The 20,773-nt window shown below is 65.1% G+C and carries 23 protein-coding genes and 1 tRNA gene; 14 read left to right on the top strand and 10 right to left on the bottom strand.

Annotated elements, in window-relative coordinates; all coding sequences use genetic code 11:
- Positions 1–46: 46 nt before the first annotated feature.
- From GC146_RS07775 to petA, 3 genes are read right to left on the bottom strand one after another with little or no spacing between them, the layout of a single operon-like run.
- Positions 47–916: a cytochrome c1 gene (locus GC146_RS07775; protein WP_291836779.1), complete on the bottom strand. Its 870-nt coding sequence runs from the start codon at positions 914–916 to the stop codon at positions 47–49.
- 11 nt (positions 917–927) lie between these two features.
- The gene (locus GC146_RS07780; RefSeq protein ID WP_291836781.1) at positions 928–2,253 is read right to left on the bottom strand and encodes a cytochrome b N-terminal domain-containing protein; all 1,326 of its coding nucleotides are present in this window, start codon (positions 2,251–2,253) and stop codon (positions 928–930) included.
- Between the two features lie 12 nt (positions 2,254–2,265).
- Entirely contained in the window at positions 2,266–2,826 is a 561-nt protein-coding gene (gene petA, locus GC146_RS07785; RefSeq protein WP_291836783.1) for a ubiquinol-cytochrome c reductase iron-sulfur subunit, read from the bottom strand.
- Positions 2,827–3,149: 323 nt separating this feature from the next.
- Between petA and GC146_RS07790 the strand changes: the two genes are divergently transcribed.
- A complete protein-coding gene (locus GC146_RS07790) occupies positions 3,150–3,806 on the top strand; it encodes an outer membrane beta-barrel protein (RefSeq protein ID WP_291836785.1) in 657 nt (218 codons plus the stop codon).
- Here GC146_RS07790 and GC146_RS07795 read toward each other — a convergent pair.
- The 3 genes from GC146_RS07795 to dapF all read right to left on the bottom strand — a co-directional run bounded on the left by GC146_RS07795 (position 3,803) and on the right by dapF (position 6,607).
- The gene (locus GC146_RS07795; protein WP_291836787.1) at positions 3,803–4,402 is read right to left on the bottom strand and encodes a glutathione S-transferase; all 600 of its coding nucleotides are present in this window, start codon (positions 4,400–4,402) and stop codon (positions 3,803–3,805) included. The genes GC146_RS07790 and GC146_RS07795 overlap by 4 nt on opposite strands.
- Before the next feature lie 136 nt (positions 4,403–4,538).
- The gene (mtaB, locus tag GC146_RS07800) at positions 4,539–5,804 is read right to left on the bottom strand and encodes a tRNA (N(6)-L-threonylcarbamoyladenosine(37)-C(2))-methylthiotransferase MtaB (protein ID WP_291836789.1); all 1,266 of its coding nucleotides are present in this window, start codon (positions 5,802–5,804) and stop codon (positions 4,539–4,541) included.
- A complete protein-coding gene (dapF, locus tag GC146_RS07805) occupies positions 5,792–6,607 on the bottom strand; it encodes a diaminopimelate epimerase (RefSeq protein WP_291836792.1) in 816 nt (271 codons plus the stop codon). Before dapF ends, mtaB begins: the two co-directional genes overlap by 13 nt.
- A gap of 96 nt (positions 6,608–6,703) precedes the next feature.
- Here dapF and GC146_RS07810 point away from each other — a divergent pair.
- The 13 genes from GC146_RS07810 (at position 6,704) to idi (ending at position 16,596) form a co-directional block, all read left to right on the top strand.
- Positions 6,704–6,779, top strand: a tRNA-Lys gene (locus tag GC146_RS07810).
- Positions 6,780–6,888: 109 nt separating this feature from the next.
- Positions 6,889–7,500 (top strand): ribonuclease D, encoded by a 612-nt coding sequence (locus GC146_RS07815; protein WP_291836794.1) that lies wholly within the window; start codon positions 6,889–6,891, stop codon positions 7,498–7,500.
- Position 7,501: 1 nt separating this feature from the next.
- Positions 7,502–8,470 carry a KpsF/GutQ family sugar-phosphate isomerase gene (locus GC146_RS07820; protein WP_291836796.1) on the top strand — a complete coding sequence of 323 codons (969 nt, stop codon included), beginning with the start codon at positions 7,502–7,504 and terminating at the stop codon, positions 8,468–8,470.
- A 6-nt stretch (positions 8,471–8,476) separates the two neighbouring features.
- Positions 8,477–9,097, top strand: a complete 621-nt coding sequence (gene lptC / locus GC146_RS07825; RefSeq protein ID WP_291836797.1) for an LPS export ABC transporter periplasmic protein LptC — start codon at positions 8,477–8,479, stop codon at positions 9,095–9,097.
- A gap of 47 nt (positions 9,098–9,144) precedes the next feature.
- A complete protein-coding gene (locus GC146_RS07830) occupies positions 9,145–9,600 on the top strand; it encodes an LptA/OstA family protein (RefSeq protein WP_291836799.1) in 456 nt (151 codons plus the stop codon).
- A gap of 1 nt (position 9,601) precedes the next feature.
- Complete coding sequence (gene lptB, locus GC146_RS07835) at positions 9,602–10,363, top strand: LPS export ABC transporter ATP-binding protein (RefSeq protein WP_291836801.1); 762 nt, start codon at positions 9,602–9,604, stop codon at positions 10,361–10,363.
- A gap of 227 nt (positions 10,364–10,590) precedes the next feature.
- The gene (gene raiA / locus GC146_RS07840; RefSeq protein WP_291836803.1) at positions 10,591–11,166 is read left to right on the top strand and encodes a ribosome-associated translation inhibitor RaiA; all 576 of its coding nucleotides are present in this window, start codon (positions 10,591–10,593) and stop codon (positions 11,164–11,166) included.
- Between the two features lie 30 nt (positions 11,167–11,196).
- A complete protein-coding gene (locus GC146_RS07845; protein ID WP_291836804.1) occupies positions 11,197–11,661 on the top strand; it encodes a PTS sugar transporter subunit IIA in 465 nt (154 codons plus the stop codon).
- Between the two features lie 22 nt (positions 11,662–11,683).
- Positions 11,684–12,625, top strand: a complete 942-nt coding sequence (locus GC146_RS07850) for a cation diffusion facilitator family transporter (protein WP_291836806.1) — start codon at positions 11,684–11,686, stop codon at positions 12,623–12,625.
- Between the two features lie 66 nt (positions 12,626–12,691).
- A complete protein-coding gene (gene chlG / locus GC146_RS07855) occupies positions 12,692–13,603 on the top strand; it encodes a chlorophyll synthase ChlG (RefSeq protein WP_291836807.1) in 912 nt (303 codons plus the stop codon).
- A gap of 1 nt (position 13,604) precedes the next feature.
- On the top strand, positions 13,605–14,885 hold the full coding sequence (locus tag GC146_RS07860; RefSeq protein ID WP_291836809.1) for a BCD family MFS transporter: 1,281 nt from the start codon (positions 13,605–13,607) through the stop codon (positions 14,883–14,885).
- A 2-nt stretch (positions 14,886–14,887) separates the two neighbouring features.
- A complete protein-coding gene (locus GC146_RS07865) occupies positions 14,888–16,069 on the top strand; it encodes a geranylgeranyl diphosphate reductase (RefSeq protein WP_291836811.1) in 1,182 nt (393 codons plus the stop codon).
- Positions 16,066–16,596, top strand: a complete 531-nt coding sequence (gene idi, locus GC146_RS07870; RefSeq protein ID WP_291836813.1) for an isopentenyl-diphosphate Delta-isomerase — start codon at positions 16,066–16,068, stop codon at positions 16,594–16,596. Before GC146_RS07865 ends, idi begins: the two co-directional genes overlap by 4 nt.
- Here idi and dxs read toward each other — a convergent pair whose 3' ends face one another.
- The 4 genes from dxs to pufL form a co-directional block, all read right to left on the bottom strand.
- Complete coding sequence (gene dxs, locus GC146_RS07875; RefSeq protein ID WP_291836815.1) at positions 16,597–18,516, bottom strand: 1-deoxy-D-xylulose-5-phosphate synthase; 1,920 nt, start codon at positions 18,514–18,516, stop codon at positions 16,597–16,599.
- 180 nt (positions 18,517–18,696) lie between these two features.
- Positions 18,697–18,930: an RC-LH1 core complex protein PufX gene (gene pufX / locus GC146_RS07880; protein ID WP_291836817.1), complete on the bottom strand. Its 234-nt coding sequence runs from the start codon at positions 18,928–18,930 to the stop codon at positions 18,697–18,699.
- Between the two features lie 15 nt (positions 18,931–18,945).
- Positions 18,946–19,863 carry a photosynthetic reaction center subunit M gene (gene pufM / locus GC146_RS07885; protein ID WP_291836819.1) on the bottom strand — a complete coding sequence of 306 codons (918 nt, stop codon included), beginning with the start codon at positions 19,861–19,863 and terminating at the stop codon, positions 18,946–18,948.
- A gap of 11 nt (positions 19,864–19,874) precedes the next feature.
- Entirely contained in the window at positions 19,875–20,708 is an 834-nt protein-coding gene (pufL, locus tag GC146_RS07890) for a photosynthetic reaction center subunit L (RefSeq protein ID WP_291836821.1), read from the bottom strand.
- Between the last annotated feature and the right edge of the window lie 65 nt (positions 20,709–20,773).

Consider the following 20,773-nt stretch of genomic DNA (forward strand, 5'->3'; position numbering starts at 1 on the left):
CCCCAAGTCAGGGGCGGGCCTTGGCGCAGTTCTTGCCGAGGTTGGATCAGGCCTCGTGCTTGCGGCGTTTGTAGGGCGCCCAAAGACGCTTGTTCGTCAGGTAAAGCAGGACCGACAGAACGGTCAGGAACAGCACGCCGGTCATACCGGCCTGTTTGCGCTGGTCCAGCTTCGGTTCGGCCGCCCACATCAGGAAGGCGGCGACATCCTGCGCCTCTTGCTGCAGGTTCGAATCGGTGCCGTCCTGATAGGTGACGTCATTGCCGTAAAGCGGCTGGGGCATGGCTACCCAGCTGCCGGGGTACTTGTGCGTGCCGTCGGGGTTCTTGCACTCTTCGGGATAGCCGCCAACCGCGAAGGTCTTGTTGTAGTAACCCGGGAAATCGGGCGGCGCGCAGGCCGGCGGATCTTCGAAGTGCGAGACCAGCGAGGCGATGTATTCCGGCCCGCCCATCCCCTTGAAAAGCTGCGCCATGCCGGTCCCGTAGGGGCCCTCAAAGCCCGCGCGGGCCTTGGCCATCAGACTGAGGTCCGGCGCACCCTGAAACTGCGAACCACCGAAATAATCGGCCGGCGTCGCCGGACGGTCACCGCCCTGACCGCCGTTCAGCGTCTTGTCATAGACCTGATACTGCGCGGCATAGGCGCGAACCTGATCCTCGGGGAGACCAGGACCGGTCGCATCGCCCAGCGTGCGGTAGGCGACATGGGTCAGACCGTGGCAGGCCGAGCAGACCTCGGTGAAGACCTGCAGGCCGCGTTGCAGCTGGTGCTGGTCATACTTGCCGAACGGGCCCTCGAACGGGAACGAGAAATCGGTGATCTCGGTCTCGACGGTTGCGGCCGTGGCAATGACCGGCGCCGCAAGGGCGGCCAGCAGGACCGCGGGCAGTGTGAGTTTGCGGAACATGATCATGGTGTCCTTTCTCACTCGGCCGGGGTGCCCGAAGGCGAGCCGTAGTGCGCGTTGAAGTCTTCCTCGATGGTCGCGGGCGGGGTCAACGGCTTTTCGATGACGCCCAGAAGCGGCAGGATGACGAGGAAGTAGGCGAACCAGTAGGTGGCGCCGATCAGCCCGATATAGGGGAAGATCCCTTCGGGCGGCTGCGATCCGACCCACATCAGAACGATGAAGTCGATCACCAGCAGGGCAAACCACCACTTGAACATTGGCCGATAGCGGCCTGACCGAACGCTCGAAGTGTCAAGCCACGGCGCCAGCGCCATCACCACGATCGCGCCGAACATCGCCAGCACGCCAAAGAACTTGGCGTCGATGATGCCGAAGCTGATCCAGTTGGCGAAGATCACCACCCAGACGTCCTGCGTGAACGAGCGCAGGATCGCGTAGAACGGCAAGAAGTACCATTCGGGCACGATGTGTGTCGGTGTCTGCAACGGGTTGGCAGGCACGTAGTTGACCGGTTCACCCAGATAGTTGGGCATGAAGCCGACGATGGCCATGAAGACGGCCAGAATCACTGCCAGCGCGAACAGGTCCTTGATCACGAAGTAGGGCCAGAAGGGCAGCGTGTCCTTCTCGGCATCCTGTTTCGACGTGCGCCGCACCTCGACCCCGGTCGGGTTGTTGTTGCCCGTCGTGTGGAAGGCCCAAATGTGCACGATCGTCAGGCCTGCGAGGATGAAGGGCAGCAGGTAGTGCAGCGAGAAGAAGCGGTTCAGCGCCGGTTGCCCCACCGCGCCTGCGCCAAGCAGCCACGTTTGGATCGAGTTGCCGATGAACGGGATCGCGCCGAACAGGCCGGTGATCACCGCGGTGCCGTGGAACGACATCTGGCCCCAGGGCAGAACGTAGCCCATGAAAGCGGTGCCCATCATGACCAGATACATCAGCATGCCGATGATCCAGGTCACTTCGCGGGGCGCCTTGTAGCTGCCATAGTAGAGGCCGCGGAAGATGTGCATGTAGACCGCCACGAAGAACAGCGAGGCGCCGTTCATGTGCATGTAGCGGATCATGTAGCCGCCGTTGACGTCGCGCATGATATGCTCGACCGAATTGAAGGCCATCGAGACCTGCGGCGTGTAGTGCATCGCCAGAACGATTCCGGTGGCGATCTGCAGCACCAGCGCGAAGGCCAGCACGATGCCCCAGATCCACATCCAGTTGAGGTTCTTCGGCGTCGGGATCATCAGGGTGTCGTAGAGAAGACCGACGATCGGAAGCCGGCTGTGCAGCCACTTCTCGCTGTTCGACTTCGGTTCGTAATGGTCGTGGGGGATACCGGCCATCTGGGGCTCTCCTTAACCGAGCTTGATCGTGGTGTCGTCGACGAAGGCGACCTTGGGAATGTGCAGGTTCTTGGGCGCGGGGCCTTTGCGGATACGGCCGGCGGTATCGTAGACCGAGCCGTGACAGGGGCAGAACCAGCCCCCGTACTCACCCTCGCCGAAGTTGGGCACGCAACCAAGGTGCGTGCAGACGCCCATCGTCACCAGCCACGTGCCGTCCTTGGACAACGCGCGGTTCTCGTCGGTGGCTTCGGCGCTGGGGGGAAGGTTGTCGTTCTCGGCGGTGCGGTCGACCAGATCGCTGAGCTTGACGGCGCGGGCCTCGTCGATTTCCTTCTGCGTGCGCGAGCGGATGAAAACCGGCTTGCCCTGCCACAGCACGACCAGCTGGGTGCCATTCTGGACGCCGCTGATATCCACGCGGATCGACGAAAGCGCGAGAACGTCTGCAGAGGGGTTCATCTGGTTGATCAAGGGCCAGACCGCCGCTCCGGCGGCCACGGCGCCAGCGCCCGCAGTGACATAATAGATGAAGTCGCGGCGAGTGCCCTGGTGTTCTTCAGCATGTGACACGGGGTGCTTCTCCGTATTTTTCGGGCACCTGGCCCGAGTTGAAAAGACGATGCGCCGACAAGGCCTCAGCGCGGTCGGGCGATGTTTAGCCATTCATACGGGGAGCGTCCAGCGGACAATCGGGCGCAGGGGGGTGGCAGTTTCCTGAAAACGCCATGTTTGTCCGCTGCGGGCCCGACAGGCGGCTGTGCACCGCACGCGACAGGATGTGCGCAGGCGCGCGGGCCCGCCCCTGGGTACAGTTTGTCAAAGGTTGTGGAAGTACCTTACAAGGCTGTAAACCTGACCATCGAAGTGACCGATCGCCAAGGAAGCTATCCGTGATGCCCAAAATTGTCCTTGCCGCCCTGCTGGCGACTGCCCTTCCCACCATGTCGCAGGCGGAGGTGGAGTTCAGCTTTTTCAGCGGCTTCGAGGAAAGCCCGCATTCGAAGGTGACCGGTACGGATCCGGGTAATGCAGTGAACGAGGTGCTGGATTTCACCGCAGGTTGGGACGGCAAGTCGCTTGAAATGCCGCCCTATGCCGGCCTTCGCGCAACATGGTGGCGAACCGACCGGTTCGGCATCGGCATCGAGATCACGCATGACAAGGTCTATGCCGACGATGCGACCAAGGCCGACAACGGGTTCTCGACTCTGGAATTCACCGACGGGCTGAACATCGCGACCGTGAACGCGATGTATCGCTGGCAGAACCAGTGGGGCGCACTCACCCCCTACATTGGCGGCGGCATCGGCATCTCGGTACCACATGTCGAGGTGACATCCGCGGGTGGTTCGGTGTTCGAATACCAGTATGGCGGCCTTGCCGTGCGCTGGATGGCGGGCCTGTCCTACCGGATCGACGACAGGTGGTCGATGTTCGGCGAATATCAGGGCACCTATTCGATGAACGATGTCAATCTTGGCAGCGGCGGCACGCTCAAGACCAACATCATCACCAACGGGCTGAACATCGGGGTCAGCTACCGCTTCTAGGCGGGGGCGGTGCCCACCATGCTGTCACGCGTTGCGAACTCCGCGTACCAGTCCGCGAGCGCGGGATTGGCCCCGCGCCAATCGCGACCGGGATGCCGGAAATCGAGGTAAGAGAGCGCGCAGGCCACCGCGATCTGCCCCATATCAAGCGGGCCGGAAAGATGGCTCATCCATTTCTCGTTGAGGGCGGTGACGGCGCGGCTGACCTTGCCCCATTGTCCTTCGACCCAGTCGGCCGATTGCATCTCGGGCGCGCGAAACCGCGCCTCGTAAACCATCAGCACGGCGGCATCGAGCATGGCGTCTGCCGTGGCCTCGACCGTCAGCACTTCCCACAGGCGCGCAGCGGGATAGAGGCCCGCGCCAGCCTGCGCATCAAGATAACGTGTAATGACGCGGCTGTCGTAAAGCGCGGGGCCGTCATCGCGCACCAGCGCCGGGATCTTGCCGGCGGGATTGGCGGCCATCACCGCCGGATCGGTCGCCAGCGGCGTGGTACTGACGTTGATCTCTTCGATGCCGTCGATCCCGGCCTCGCGGATCAGGACACGGACCTTGCGCACGAAGGGCGAAGCGGGAGACATCAGAAGCTGCATGGACGGTCCTTTCGATTGCTGCGCGACCCTAGGCGCGGGGTGGGTCGTTGATCAAACGGGCGCGCGTCGGCATGGCGACAGCGCCGTTTTCGGCTCCGCCGAAGCCTCCGGCGGGAGTATTTGGGGCCAAAAGAAGTCAGGCATGCAGGTGCTGCCCGGTATGGCCGGTGATGCGGGCGGTCACGATCTGGCCCACGGGTTGGTCGGCGGTGAAATGCACCTCGGCGAAGTGTTCGGTGCGGCCCATGAGGGGGCTTTCCATCAGGACCGTGCGGGTCTGGCCCACCTGCGCGGCAAGGTGGCGCGCGGCGGCAGCCTCGCCCGCGGCGCGCAGGCGGGCGGCGCGGTCACGGATGGCCTTGCCGGGCACGGCGGGCATCCGCGCGGCGGGGGTGCCGGGACGGGGCGAATAGGGAAAGACGTGCAGCCAGGTCAGCGCACATTCCTCGACCAGCTTCAGCGAATTGTCGAAATGCGCCTCTGTCTCGGTCGGGAAGCCGGCGATGATGTCGGCGCCGAAGGTGATGCCGGGGCGCAGGCGGCGCGCCTCCTCGGCAAAGCGGATGGCGTCGTCGCGCAGGTGGCGGCGCTTCATCCGCTTCAGGATCAGGTCGTCGCCATGTTGCAGGGACAGGTGCAGGTGCGGCATCAGCCGCGGCTCGGTCGCGATGGCCTGCATCAGCGCCTCGTCCACCTCGATCGAATCGATCGAACTGATCCGCAAGCGCGGCAGGTCGGGCACCAGTTTCAGGATCCGCAGGACCAGGTCGCCCAGCCGCGGCGCGGCGGGCAGGTCGGCGCCCCAGCTGGTCAGGTCGACGCCGGTCAGCACGACCTCATTATATCCCTTGTCGACCAGCCGCTTGATCTGGTCGACCACCACGCCCGCCGGGACCGAGCGGGAATTGCCGCGACCATAGGGAATGATGCAGAAGGTGCAGCGGTGATCGCACCCGTTCTGGACCTGCACATAGGCGCGGCTGCGGGTGCCGAACCCGTCGATCAGGTGGCCCGCGGTTTCGGTCACCGCCATGATGTCATCGACCAGCACGGGTTCGGTCGTGCCGATCAGGTCGGGCGTCAGGCGGGACCAGATGGCGGGGTTCATCTTCTCGGTATTGCCGATCACCATGTCGACCTCGGCCATCGCGGCGAAGGTCTGCGGTTCGGTCTGGGCGGCGCAGCCGGTGACGATGATCTTCGCGCCCGGATGGTCGCGGCGGAGCTTGCGGATTTCCTGCCGGGCCTTGCGCACGGCCTCGGACGTGACGGCGCAGGTATTCACGATCACCGCGTCGCTGACACCGGCGCACGCGGCCAGGTCCTTCATCGCCTCGGTTTCATAGGCGTTCAGGCGGCAGCCCAGCGTGGAGAAGACGGGCGCGCCCATCAGCCGTGCCATATGCCGTCAAAGGGGTGCGCGGTGGGGCCGGTCATCCAGACGCCATCGTCGCGCCAGTCAACGCTCAGCGTGCCGCCGTCAAGCTCGATGGTCACGCGCCTCCCGGTCAGCCCGCGCCGGGCCGCAGCCACCGCCACGGCACAGGAGGACGAGCCGGAGGCAAGCGTGATACCCACCCCGCGCTCCCACACCCGCATGCGCAGTTGGTCAGGCCCGGTGACGCTGGCGAATTGTACGTTGGTGCGCTGCGGGAACAGCGGGTGATGCTCCATCGCGGCGCCGCGGGCGGCAAGATCCACCGCCATCGCATCGGGCACGAAGAAGGTGCAATGCGGGTTGCCCATGCCGGTGGCCGTCGGCGCACCGTCGATCGGCAGTTCCAGCGTATCCATCTTGCGCGCCAGCGGAATCTCGTCCCAGCGCAGCTGCGGCGGCCCCATGTTGACCGAGGTCAGCCCGCCGCCTGCATCGACCGCCTGCAGCGTGCCGCGATCGGTGGTGATGGTCAGGCGGTCCTTGCCGGTGCGGTCCATCTCTTGCCGCGCGATGCAGCGGGTGGCGTTGCCGCAGGCGGCCGACTGGCTGCCATCGGCGTTCCAGAATGTCAGGTGCAGGTCGGCATTGCGCCCTTCGGTGATGGTCGCCAGCTGATCGAACCCGACGCCGCGATGCCGATCGGCAATAGCCGCGACAAGGGCCGCATCGACACGCGGCGCATGCCCGCGTTCGTCGATCACGACAAAGTCGTTGCCAAGCCCGTGCATCTTCATGAACGGCAGGCCAGAGGAGGGGCCGGTGCGCATCGCGCGTCCTATAGACAAGGCCGCGGCGCAAATCCAGAGCCACCGCATTTGTGGGGTTGACCGCGTGATCGGCCCTTCCTAAGAAGCGCGCCTGTGGGGCCGGTAGCTCAGCTGGTAGAGCAACTGACTTTTAATCAGTAGGTCTCGGGTTCGAACCCCGACCGGCTCACCACTTGTCCTTTTTGCAGCCAGACGATGAACGCGGCCAGTCCCGCGTCGCAGTTGCGCGGCGCGGCGCTATTCTCTATGGCCGCTGGCAAGGCGGCAGAGGAGACGCGCGCATGGCCAATTACCTTTATCAGGGCGACTTGCCCGACGGGCTGGATCTTGGCCCGGTCGTGGCCATCGACTGCGAGACGATGGGCCTCAACCCGCATCGCGACCGTCTGTGTCTGATCCAGATGTCGGGCGGCGACGGCAACGTGCATCTTGTGCAGGTCGCACGCGGCCAGACGTCGGCACCGAACCTTTGCGCGATGCTGACCAACCCGGCCGTGCTGAAACTCTTTCACTTCGGCCGCTTCGACATTGCCGCGATGCATAATACCTTCGGCGCGCTGGCCGCGCCTGTTTACTGCACCAAGATCGCGTCCAAGCTGGTACGCACCTTCACTGACCGGCATGGGCTGAAATACCTGCTGCAGGACCTGATCGGCGTCGACATTTCCAAGATGCAGCAGCAAAGCGACTGGGGCGCGGAAAGCCTGACCCCGGCTCAGTTGGACTATGCCGCCTCGGATGTCCTTTACCTGCATCGGCTGAAGGCCGAGCTTGACGCCATGCTGGCGCGCGAGGGGCGGACCGCAATCGCGCAGGCCTGTTTCGATTTTCTACCGTCGCGCGCCCTGCTGGACCTTGAAGGCTGGCCCGAGATCGACATCTTTGCGCACTGACATGGCCCAACCAACCTCTCACCTCGACATTGCCCGCCGCGTGATCCGCGAAGAGGCCACCGCGCTGGGTGTGCTGGCCGAGGGGTTGGGGCCGTCGTTTGACGCGGCGGTCGAGCTGATCCTTGGCGCGCGGGGCCGTGTCATCGTCTCGGGCATGGGCAAGTCGGGCCATATCGCGCGCAAGATCGCCGCGACCTTCGCCAGCACCGGCACGCCCGCGCATTTCGTCCACCCCGCCGAGGCCAGCCATGGCGATCTGGGGATGCTGACCAATGGCGACGTGGTGATGGTCCTGTCCAATTCCGGCGAAACGCCCGAACTGGCCGATATCGTTGCTTATTGCAGCCGCTTCGGCATTCCGCTGATCGGTGTCGCCAGCCGCCCCGACAGCACCCTGTTGCAGCAATCGGACGTGGCGCTGGTCCTGCCAGCGCTGGGCGAGGCCTGCGGCACCGGCGTGGTGCCAACAACCTCGACCACGATGACGCTGGCACTGGGCGACGCGCTGGCCGTCGCGCTGATGGACAGCCGTGCCTTCACCCCCGCCAATTTCCGCGACTTTCACCCCGGCGGCAAGCTGGGCGCGCGGCTGTCGAAGGTGCGCGACCTGATGCATGTCGGCGACATGCTGCCGCTGGTGCCGGCCGACACGCCGATGTCCGAGACCCTGCTGACGATGACGCAGCTTGGCTTTGGCGTGGTGGGCGTGACCGGCGCCGATGGCGGGCTGGACGGCATCGTGACCGATGGCGACCTGCGCCGCCACATGGAGGGCCTTCTGGGTCTGACTGCGGTGCAGGTCATGACGCGCGCGCCGCGCACCATCGGCCCCGACGCACTGGCCGAAGAAGCGGTGGCGGTGATGAACGACCGCAAGATCACCTGCCTTTTCGTGGTCGACCCTGCCGGCAGCCGGCGGGCCATCGGCATCTTGCACATTCACGATTGCCTGCGGGCCGGCGTGGTGTGACGGCCGATGGCCCTGTCACCCGAAAACCGGTATTCGCGTTTCGTCACATGGCTGAAGATACTGCTGCCGCTCGCGGCGCTGGCGCTGCTTTCAACACTGTTTCTGTTCGCCAAGCGCAGCACGACAGACGACAGCCTGCCCTATGCCGAGATCCAGCAACTGGCGCGCGACCCGCGGGTCACTCAGCCGGCCTATTCCGGCGTCTCGTCGCGCGGCGATTTGCTGCAACTGAAGGCCGAAACGGCGCGCCCGGTGGCCGATCGGCCCGGCGTGACGATGATCGACAAGATCAGCCTGCGCATCGACAGCCCCGATGGTAGCGACGTGGAACTGACCGGCGGCGCGGGCGAGATCGATTCAGCCGCCCGTATCGTCACGCTGTCGGGTGGCGCAACGCTGTCGGCGTCGTCGGGCTACACGGTGCAGACACCCGGCTTGCGGGTAGAGATGGATGCCGGCGTCCTGACCTCGACAGGAGCCGTCGAGGTGACGGCGCCTTTCGGCACACTCAGCGCCGGTGGGATGACGCTGACGACCGGGACACAGGACGCGGCGGGCAATGCAACGGGCCCAAGTCAGCAGATGGTTTTCAATCGTGGTGTCCGGCTGATATACCAACCCAAATAGCGGAGTTTCTGGTCTTGATTTCAGCACGCGCCATTGCCTGCCTCGTCATGCTCGGCATTGCCGCGCCGGCCGTCGCACAGACCTCCACCATCAAACTGGGCACACTCAACGCGGACCCGACCGCGCCGGTTCAGATCACGGCCGATACGCTTAGCGTGGACCAGTCCAGCCGCACTGCCGTCTTTGACAAGAATGTGCGGATCGATCAGGGCGACCTGCATATCTCGGCGGGCCGGGTGCAGGCGACTTATGCCGAAGAGACCGGCCAGATTGCCCATCTCGTGGCATCCGGCGGGGTGACCTTCGCCACGCCGACGGAGGCCGCCGAGGCAGCAAATGCAGATTACGACCTGACGACGGGGCGGCTGGTGATGACCGGCAGCGTCCTGCTGACACAGGGTGCCAGCGCGATCACGGCGGACAGGATGATTGTCAACGTCAGTGACGGCAACGCGCAGATGGACGGCAACGTCAAGACGGTCTTCAACAGCAAGGCCAATTGAGATGGCCGCAGCCCCCCATCTGAGCGTGACCGAAGGCAGCGTTGGCCTGCATGTGCGCAACTTGCGAAAAAGCTATCGCAAACGGCCTGTCATCCGCGATGTCAGCCTTGATTTGCAACGAGGTGAGGTGGTTGCGCTGCTGGGCCCGAACGGGTCGGGCAAGACCACGTGTTTCTACGTCATCGCCGGGCTGATTCCGCCCGAAAGCGGGCAGGTGATCATCGACGGGCGCGACGCCACGGCGCTTCCGATGTACCGCCGGGCGCGGCTGGGCATCGGCTATCTACCGCAGGAGATGTCGATCTTTCGCGGGCTTTCGGTTGAGGACAACATCATGTCGATCCTCGAAATTGCCGTACCTGACCGCACCGCGCGGCGCGAACGCCTCGAAGACCTGCTGAGCGAATTTTCAATCGAACACCTGCGCGCCGCCCCCGCGCTGGCCTTGTCGGGCGGCGAACGGCGGCGATGCGAGATTGCCCGCTGTCTTGCCGCCGATCCGCGTTACGTGCTGCTGGACGAGCCCTTTGCCGGCGTGGACCCGATCGCAGTGGGCGAGATTCGGCACCTTGTCGCCGACCTCAAGAACCGTGGAATCGGGGTGCTGATCACCGATCACAACGTCCGCGAAACCCTCGAAATCGTGGACCGCGCGTATATCCTGCACGACGGTCAGGTCCTGATGAATGGGACCGTCGACGAGGTGGTGCGCGACGAGAACGTGCGCCGGGTCTATCTCGGCCAAGGCTTTCGGATCAATTAGCGCTGTTGGCGGCGGGCGATTGACAGCGGCGGGGTCCTGTCCCCAAATGGAAGGGATGACAAACCCGGTAACCCTCGCAGTTTCGGTGCTGGCAGGACCGCCAAACAGTCGGTTTGGCAAGGCACGAGAACCGGCTTGTCGTCACCCTTCCGCAGGACATAGCCACGGCCCGCCGCACTGCGCGGCGCCCGCGCAACCCTGCGGCCGAGCATGAAAAGGACAACAAGATGCGTTACCAGATCAGCGGCAAGCAGATCGATATCGGCGAAGCCCTGCAGACCCATGTGAAGACGGAACTTGGCGCGTCGGTGGACAAGTATGCCGGGCGCCCGACCGAGGCCAACGTGGTCTTTTCCAAGTCCGGATTCGAGTTTGTCTGCGAGATCGTGGTGCACTTGTCGACTGGCCTGACCGCCCAGGCCAAGGCGCATGAGGCCGAGATCTATGCTGCATTCGACGCCTGCTGCGAGAAGATGGACAAGCAATTGCGCCGCTACAAGCGCAGGTTGAAAGACCATCACAAAGATCGTTCGCAGCCGGTTGAACTTATCGACGCCGGCTCGTATATCCTCGCCCCGATGGAAGAGGGCGAGGACGACGGGCAACCGGCCGCAGCGCCGGTGATCGTGGCCGAAACAGAAACGAAGATCCCTTCGCTATCTGTTGGTGACGCGGTGATGCAGATGGAGCTGGCGCATGCCCCGGTGCTGGTGTTCCGCAACGAGAAGAACAGCGGGATCAACGTCGTCTATCGGCGCGAAGATGGAAATATCGGCTGGATCGACCCGCGGGGAAACCGCTGATCCGGCTGTTGGCAAGACAAGGGCAGGACGATGGAACTGGCTCGGATACTCAAGCCCGACAGCGTGAAGGTGTTGGGTTCTTGCTCGAGCAAGAAACGCCTTTTCCACGAGATCGGCGATCTTGCCGAGCAGGTCTACGGCCTGCCCCCCGGCGCCATTGTCGAGGCGCTGATGGAGCGCGAGGCGCTGGGCCCGACCGGCGTGGGACAGGGCATCGCCCTGCCCCATGCGCGGCTGCCCAAACTCGACGCCGTTGCCGGGCTTTTCGTCCGGCTCGAAAAGCCGATGGAGTTTGATTCGATCGACCGTCAGCCGGTCGACCTGGTCTTTGCGCTGTTGGCGCCGCAATCTGCCGGCGTGGACCATCTGAAGGCGCTGGCGCTGGTCTCTCGCACGATGCGCGACGCCAATACCTGCACAAAATTGCGGTCGAACGCGAATCCTGCGACGCTTTACACAATTCTGACCGAGGCGACGACCAGCCAAGCCGCCTGAGCACCCGCCGGGAAGGAGGCACATGCCACACGACCACGGCAACCATGACCGGCATGGACATGGTCATGGGCACCACCACCACGCTCCCAAGGACGATAGGCAACTTGCCTGGGCCGTTGCGGTAAACCTTGGGCTGACACTGGCGCAAATCGCAGGCGGTATCGTGTCGGGGTCGCTCGCGCTGATCGCCGATGCCCTGCATAATTTCTCGGATGCCGCATCGCTTGTGATCGCTTGGGCGGCACGGCGCATTGCCCGGCGCCCGGCTGATGCGGCGATGACGTTTGGCTATGCCCGCGCCGAGGTAATCGCGGCACTGATCAACTACACCATCCTTGTGGTCGTGGGCCTTTACCTTGGCGTCGAGGCGCTGATGCGGTTTGCCGATCCGCAACCTGTCGACGGTCTGCTGATGATCGCCGTCGCGGGCCTTGCCCTGCTGGTTGATCTGGCCACTGCGCTGCTGACATGGCGGATGTCGCGCAACAGCCTGAACATGCGGGCGGCTTTCGAACACAACGTCGCCGATGCGATGGGCTCTGTCGCGGTGATCGTGGCAGGTATCGCGGTGATGATCGGCGGCTGGACGCTGGTCGACCCGATCGTCACGCTCGGCATCTCGGCCTACGTGCTGTGGATGGCGATGGACGGCGGGAGCGAGGCAATTCGCATCCTGATGATGGGCACGCCGCCCCGGCTCGACCCTGAAGAAGTCAGCGCGCAGATCATGGCGGTGCCGGGTGTCGACGGTCTGCACCACCTGCACTTGTGGCAACTGGGCGAGAACGATGCCGCCCTTGATGCGCATCTTGTCATTACCGAAGACCAATGGAACGGCGCCGATGCCATCAAAGACCGGGTTCGTACAGCGCTGGCGCGGCATCTGCAGATCCGCCATGCCACGCTGGAGATCGAACAGGCCGGACAGGGCTGCATCGACCCGCCCCGATTCTGCGACAAATGACCGCCCAAGTCTGTCAACCTGAGTTTACACTTGCCGGGTGACAAGCTGTCTCGCTAAACTGACAGCATGAGCACCGCTGACACCCTCGCGCCCGACCTGCCGCGCCGCTGGCCAGAACCGCGCGCGATGCTGCGGCTGATCAAGCCGGTCACGTGGTTTCCACCGATGTGGGCTTACCTCTGCGGTGCGGTCTCCTCCGGCGCCTCGCCCGGCGGGCATTGGGGGCAGGTCGTGCTAGGCGTGCTGCTGGCAGGCCCCGTCGTCTGCGGGATGAGCCAGGCCGCCAACGACTGGTGCGACCGGCACGTCGATGCCATCAACGAACCCGACCGACCGATTCCCTCGGGCCGCATCCCCGGCCGCTGGGGCCTGTGGATAGCGCTGGCGATGAGCGCGCTGTCGCTGCTGGTCGGCTGGCAACTGGGCCCCTGGGGCTTTGCCGCGACGGTTGCCGGCGTGCTGGCCGCATGGGCCTATTCGGCCGAGCCTGTGCGGCTGAAACGCTCTGGCTGGTGGGGGCCGGGCCTGGTGGGCCTGTCTTACGAAACCCTGCCGTGGTTTACGGGCGCTGCTGTGCTGGCCGCGGGGGCACCTGCGTGGCAGGTCGTGCTGGTTGCCCTGCTCTATGGCCTAGGCGCACACGGCATCATGACGCTGAACGATTTCAAGGCGCTGGAAGGCGACCGGCAGATGGGCGTCAACACGCTGCCCGTCACGCTGGGTCCCGAGCGCGCGGCGCGGCTGGCCTGCTGGATCATGGCAGTGCCGCAGGTGGCGGTCATCGGCTTGCTGCTGAATTGGGGCAAGCCGCTGCATGCCGCCGGTGTCGCGGGCGTGCTGCTGCTGCAATTCGCGGCCATGCGCGTCCTGCTGCGCGACCCGCGCGCCAAGGCGCCTTGGTACAACGGCACCGGCATCGTCCTTTATATCAGCGGCATGATGATCACGGCGTTTGCGCTACGCCATTTGGGGGCCTGAGATGACATTGAACTGGGTCCAGATCTTCCGCCTAGGCCTTGTGCAGATGGCGCTGGGGTCCATCGTGGTGCTGACGACTTCGACCCTGAACCGGCTGATGGTGGTGGAATTGGCGCTGCCCGCCGTGCTTCCGGGGGCGCTGGTGGCGCTGCACTACTCGATCCAGCTCAGCCGCCCGAAATGGGGCTTTGCCTCGGACGCGGGGGGCGCGCGGACAAGGTTCATCATCGGCGGCATGGTGGTGCTGGCCTTCGGCGGGATGGGCGCAACGCTGGGCCTGATCGCGATGCAGATGTCCTTCTGGCCGGGGCTGGCGCTGTCTGTCGCCTCTTACGTGCTGATCGGGCTGGGTGTGGGCGCCTCGGGCACCTCGCTGCTGGCATTGCTGGCCACCGCCACCGCGCCGCGCCGCCGGGCCGCGGCCGCCACCATCACATGGCTGATGATGATCTTCGGCATCGCCGTGACGGCGGGCGTCGTGGGCGCCATGTTGGACCCCTATTCGCCCGCCCTGCTCATCCGCATTGTCGCATTGGTGGTGACCGGCGCCGTGGTGATGACCGTGCTGGCCGTCTGGGGCATCGAAGAACGGGTCGAGGCCGAGCGTGAACCGGACGCCACCCCCTTTCGGCAGGGTCTGGCCGAGGTCTGGGCAGAGCCGCGCGCGCGCCGCTTCACCATTTTCATCTTCCTCTCGATGGTCGCCTACTTCATGCAGGAACTGATCCTCGAACCCTATGCCGGGCTGGTCTTCGGTCTGACGCCGGGCCAGTCCACCGGCCTGTCAGGCGCGCAGAATGGCGGCGTCTTTCTTGGCATGCTGACCGTCGGGATCGTCGCCACCGGGTTTCGCCGCGGCGTGCTGCGGTCCTGGGTGGTGGCGGGTTGTCTTGGCTCGGCCGCGTCGCTGGCGGCAATCACGCTGCTCGGCCCGCTGGGCCCCGGCGCGCCGCTGATGCCCGCGGTGATGAGCCTTGGCTTCTTCAACGGCATGTTCGCGGTGGCCGCGATCGGGTCGATGATGGCATTGGCCGGCGAAGGCCGTGGCCAGCGCGAAGGCACCCGCATGGGCCTGTGGGGCGCGGCGCAGGCCGTCGCTGCCGGCTTTGGCGGACTGACCGGTGCTGCCGCCGTCGATATCCTGCGCCGCCTTGTCCCCGACACGCAGGCCTTCGGAACGGTCTTTCTGGCCGAGGCCGCGCTTTTCCTCGTCGCCGCCGTGATGGCCGCGCGCATCATGGACCGGACCCGTCCGGTCGCCACCCTGGTTCCGGGAGAATGACCATGCGTTACGATGTCGTAGTCGTGGGAGGCGGGCCGGCTGGCGCAACCGCCGCCGAGGATCTTGTCCGCTCGGGCCACAGCGTGGCGCTGCTGGACCGCGAGGGGCGGATCAAGCCCTGCGGCGGCGCCATTCCGCCCCGGCTGATCGCCGATTTCAACATCCCCGACGATCAGCTTGTCGCCAAGATCAACACAGCGCGCATGATCTCGCCCAGCGGCCGTCACGTCGATATCGGGATCGAGGGCGGGTTCGTCGGCATGGTCGACCGCAAGGATTTCGATCCGTTCCTGCGCGCCCGGGCCGAGGCCGCGGGCGCCATCCGCTTTACCGGCACCTTCGTGCGGATCGTGCGCGATGGCGAAGGCCCCGAGGTGATCTATCGCGACAAGGCGACCGGCGAACAGCGCAGCCTGAATGCCCGTGTGGTCATCGGGGCCGACGGGGCCCGCTCGGACGTGGCGCGCGCCGAGGTGCCCGGCGGCGACAAGATTCCCTACGTCATCGCCTATCACGAGATCATCGAGGCCCCTGCCGCCTCTGCCATCTACGACCCGACGCGCTGCGACGTGGTCTATGACGGCGCGATCAGCCCCGATTTCTATGGCTGGGTCTTTCCGCATGGCAAATCGGCCAGCGTCGGGATGGGCACAGGGATAGACGGTGTGGACCTCAAGCAGGCCACGGCCGATCTGCGCCTCGCCGCGGGGCTGGAAGGCTGCAAAACCCTGCGAAAGGAAGGCGCGCCGATTCCACTGAAACCGCTTGATCGCTGGGATAACGGACGCGACGTGGTGCTGGCCGGAGATGCCGCGGGCGTTGTCGCCCCGTCCTCGGGCGAGGGCATCTACTACGCGATGGTCGGTGGCCGGGTGGCCGCGACCGCCGCCGCGGCGCGGCTTGCCTCGGGCCGGGTCAAGGACCTTCAGCTTGCGCGCAAGCTGTTCCTGCGCGAACACGGGCAGGTCTTCCGGGTGCTGGGCGCCATGCAGAACGCCTATTACCGCAGCGACGAACGGCGCGAGCGTTTCGTTTCGCTCTGCCACGATCTGGACGTGCAGAAGCTGACCTTCGAAGCCTACATGAACAAGAAGCTGGTCAAATCGCGCCCGCTGGCGCATCTGAAGATCGGGCTGAAGAACCTTGCACACCTGACGCGGATCGTTTCGCCGCTTTACACATGACCGACATGATCCCGGCCTGGGTCAACGGCACCCTGACCCCGGTCGAAAAGCTTGAGGTCCACCAGAAGGGGCTGCGCCACAAGGCGGTCAGCGTCTTCGTGCTGTCGGGGGGGCGTGTTCTGATCCAGCAAAGGGCGATGAGCAAGTATCACACGCCGGGCCTCTGGGCGAATACCTGTTGCACCCATCCCGCATGGGAAGAAGACCCGGCCGCCTGCGCGCTGCGGCGGCTGGACGAAGAACTGGGCATCACCGGGCTGCGCGTGGCGCATCGCGACCGCGTGGAATACCGCGCCGACGTGGGCGGTGGCCTGACCGAGCACGAGGTTGTCGATATCTACGTCGCCGCGGCGCCCGAGGGCCTGCGAATCACGCCCAACCCGGCCGAGGTGATGTCGGTGAAATGGGTTGATCTTCACGATCTGGCCGCGCAGGTCGTGCGCCACCCGGACGCATTCACGCCCTGGCTGCGCATTTACCTTGCCGAACATGCCGAGGCGATCTTTGCCGGTGCCGTCCGGGCCTGATCAGACCCTGCTTTCCGTCTTTTCCAGCTTGATCCCTGCCGCCTGAAGCGCGGTCGCGGCGATGTCGACCGCGCTCAGCCCGGCATCGGCATACATCGCGTCGGGCGCGGCATGGTCGATGAAGCGGTCGGGCAGCGTCATGGTGCGCAACTGGCAGCGGCCGTCGAGCAGCCCGTCATTGGCCAGATCGTGCAGCACTATCGCGCCAAAGCCACCCTGCGCGCCCTGCTCCACGGTGATCAGCGCCTTGTGGTGGCGCAGAAGCTGACGGATCAGCGCGCGGTCCAGCGGCTTGGCAAAGCGGGCGTCGGCAAGGGTCACGCTGGCCCCCTGCGCTTCGATAATCCCGGCGGCCTTTCGGCATTCGCCCAAATGCGCGCCGAAGGAGAGAATCGCGATGTCAGAGCCTTCTTTGACGATCCGGCCCTTGCCGATTTCCAGAACTTCGCCCCGCTCCGGCAGGGCCAGCCCCTCACCCTCGCCCCGCGGATATCGGAACGAGATCGGCCCGGCATCATGCGCGGCAGCTGTGGCGACCATGTGGATCAGCTCCACCTCGTCGCCCGCGGCCATCACCACCATGTTGGGCAGCGCGGAAAGATAGCCAACGTCGAAGGCGCCCGCATGGGTCGGCCCGTCGGCGCCCACCAGACCGGCGCGGTCGATGGCGAAGCGCACCGGCAGGTTCTGCAGCGCGACGTCATGTACCACCTGATCATAGCCGCGCTGCAGGAAGGTGGAATAGATCGCGCAGAATGGCCGCAGCCCGCTGGCCGCCATGCCGGCCGCGAAAGTCACGCCATGCTGTTCGGCGATGCCCACGTCAAAGACCCGGCCCGGGAACCGCTTCTGCATGATGTCGAGGCCGGTGCCGCTGGGCATGGCCGCAGTCACGCCAACGATGCGGGGATCTTCGGCCGCGGCGCGGGTCAGCGCCTCGCCGAAAACCTTGGTATAGCTGGGCGCGTTCGGGCGCGACTTGGCCTGCTCACCAGTGCCTACATTGAACTTTCCAACGCCGTGATACTTGTCGGCGCTGGTCTCGGCCGGGGCATAGCCCTTGCCCTTGACGGTGCAGACATGGATCAGGACCGGCCCCGAGGCCCGCACGCGGGCAGCGCGCAGGACCGGCAGAAGCTGGTCGAGGTCATGCCCGTCGATCGGGCCGACGTATTGAAAGCCAAGCTCTTCGAAAAGGGTGCCCTGCCCGCCCGGCAACCCGGTGACCAGTTGGCGCGCGCGGCGGGCATGGTCGCGCAGCGGGCCGGGCAGCGCCGCCTCGAATCCTTCGGCCATCTTCTGCATCTGCCCGAACGGCGAGGCATAAAGGCCAGAGAGGTATTTCGACATCGCGCCAACCGGCGGGGCGATGGACATCTCGTTGTCGTTGAGGATGACGAACATCCGCCGCCCCTCGGCCCCGGCGTTGTTGAGCGCCTCGTAGGCCATGCCGGCGCTGATCGACCCGTCGCCGATCACTGCGATCGCGTCGCCCGTCTCCATCCCCATGTCGCGGCCGACGGTGAACCCCAGCGCGGCGCTGATGGAGGTGGAGCTGTGGGCGGCGCCGAACGGGTCGTGCGCGCTTTCGCTGCGCTTGGTAAAGCCGGACAGGCCCCCCTCTTGCCGCAGCGTGCGGATGCGGTCGCGGCGACCGGTCAGCACCTTGTGCGGATAACACTGGTGACCCACGTCCCAGACCAGCTTGTCATGCGGCGTGTCAAAGACGGCGTGGATCGCCACGGCAAGTTCGACAACACCCAAGGACGAGCCCAGGTGACCACCGGTTTCGGAGACGGCCGAGATAACCTCGGCCCGCACCTCGGCGGCCAGCTGCTTGAGCGCGGCATCCGACATCCGCCGCAGATCTGCGGGGCCGGTCACGCCATCAAGGAGCGGGGTCTGGGGCAGGTCGGTCATGGCAGCCTCCGGGGCATGAAAAAAGCGTCGCAAAGGGGGTTGCCCGATGCGACGCCAGTGTCCTGTAGCCAACAGGAAGGGAACTGGGATCGTGAGATCCCAAAGCCGGACCGGTCCGAAGGCCGCTCCGACGGCAGGGGGGCGGAACCGGGCGTCGCGCCCTTGGTCCCGCCCCGATCCTCAGCCGACTTGCGTCAGCGCAGCCGGCGCCTCGAGCATCGAGGTCGGTGTCGGGTCAGGTGCGGTCTTGCTGTCGGGCGGCAGCACGCTGCCCACCAGTTCCAGCACCGCGATCACCAGCCAGACCCCGAAGACGAGGAGCGCGGCATAACCAGCCCCCTTCAGCATCAGCCAGGTCATGTCGGCCCGCAGTCGGGTCCGGTCCGAAAGGCCCATCATGTCAGGTTCACTCATGTCCATTTCCTCCGGTCAAAGCGGCGCGTAGCCGTGGGTCTGGGCCCAGACGTACCAGTTGTCGACAACCGTACCGGTCAGCAGGATGCCGATGCCTCCGCAAAGCGGCGTCAGCACGGCGAACCACCAGGCCCAGCGGTGAATGCCTTCCATCGTGGCGTTGAAGCCCATGGTCCAGCGCCAGAACAGGGCGGCGCGTTCCGCGGCGGTGCCACGGTCGGCGATCTGTTCCAGCTCGCGCTCGCCGCCGAAGCGGCTGACGGCAAGTATCGTCGCGCCATGCATCGCGAAGAGCAGGGCCGAACCATAGAGGAAGGCGATCGAGAGGGCGTGGAACGGATTGTAGAACAGGTTGCCCCAGGTGATCGAGAACAGGTTCGTCCAGTCGAGGTGCGGGAAGACGCCATATGGCACCGCCTCCGACCAGGCGCCCATCAGCACGGGCCGGATCAGACCCAGTACAAGGAACAGCCAGATCGCACTGGCAAAGGCCCAGCAGACATGCTTGCCCATCCCCAGCGCGTTGGCGCGTTCATAGGTGCGCACCCACCAGCTCAGCACCGAGACGAGCAGGAAGAACGAGGCGATCAGCCACCATCCACCCTGATCCAGCGGGGCAAAGCCCAGCCCGTATTCGGGCCCCGGCGGTTCCAGCGCCAGCCAGAACAGGTTCTTGAGAAACAGCGCCGGGCTGTAATGGACCTGCGCCCAGAACGACATGCCGACGATGAAGAACCAGATGAAGCCCGAGGCCAGCGAGACCAGCCCGTAGGGGCCAAGGTAGATCGGCCCCAGCTGTGCGTTTCCCAGAAGGCCCAGCAGCGAGGAGAAGCGCCCCTTGCCGAACCGAGCCGCGTCAAGCGAGTGGTCAATCCCGGTTTCGACCGGCCCCTGCACCTGAACCTGGGTGAAGAAATTGAGATATTCAGCCATTTTTCAGGTCCTCAGTTAAGGTTGGCCCACCAGGGCAGGTTGGCATACCAGTCCCACCAGTTGATCCATTGATCGAACCAGACGGTGCCGGAGATACCGATGCAGACCGCGCTCCAGAAAGCTGCGTTCAGCGCGAGGAACAGGCCCAGGCGGTGGATGCCGAGCGGCCCGATGGAATAACCGATCAGGTCGCGGAAGTAGGTATCCTCGTAGTCGGGGGTGCGCATCTCTTCTCCCTTGGGCGGGTTGGCCGCCGAAAGAACCAGGCCACCGTGCAGCGCCAGAGCAAAGCAGGTGGTGAAGAAGAAACTGACCGCGACCATGTGGGCCGGGTTGTAGTGGAAGTTACCGTAGCTGTAGCCGGTGTTGCTGACCCAATCGAGGTGGCTGAAGATGCCGTAGGGAAAGCCGTAACCCCATGCACCCATCAGCACCGGTCGGATCACCGTCAGCGTCACGTAGGCAAGGATCGCAAAGCCGAAGGCGATGGGCACGTGATAGCCGATGCCCAGCTTGCGGCAGATCTCGACTTCGCGCAGCGCCCAGCTGACGAAAGCGCCGATCGCGCAGATGGTGATGATCTGCCACAGCCCGCCTTGCAGCAACGGCGCAAAGCCGAGGCCGACCGACAGGTCGGGCGGGTTGATCGAGATCAGGAAGGGATCCCATGTCGGGCCCTGGCTGGCCCCGTAGAAAATCAGGATTGTGCCGAGGGCGGCGAAAAAGAACGTCGTGACTCCGAAGAAGCCCACATAGAAAGGCCCCACCCAGAAGTCGAACAGATCACCGCCGACCAGCGTCCCGCCACGGACGCGGTATTTCTTTTCGAAGCTGAGCTGTGCCATCTTCCTACTCCATTCAGCGGCAGGCGATCAGCCCCGCGCGGGCGCGACCTGCCATTCTCATCGTT

This window comes from Limimaricola sp. (assembly GCF_016125575.1).
In the GTDB taxonomy this organism is placed as follows: Bacteria; Pseudomonadota; Alphaproteobacteria; order Rhodobacterales; family Rhodobacteraceae; genus WGLM01.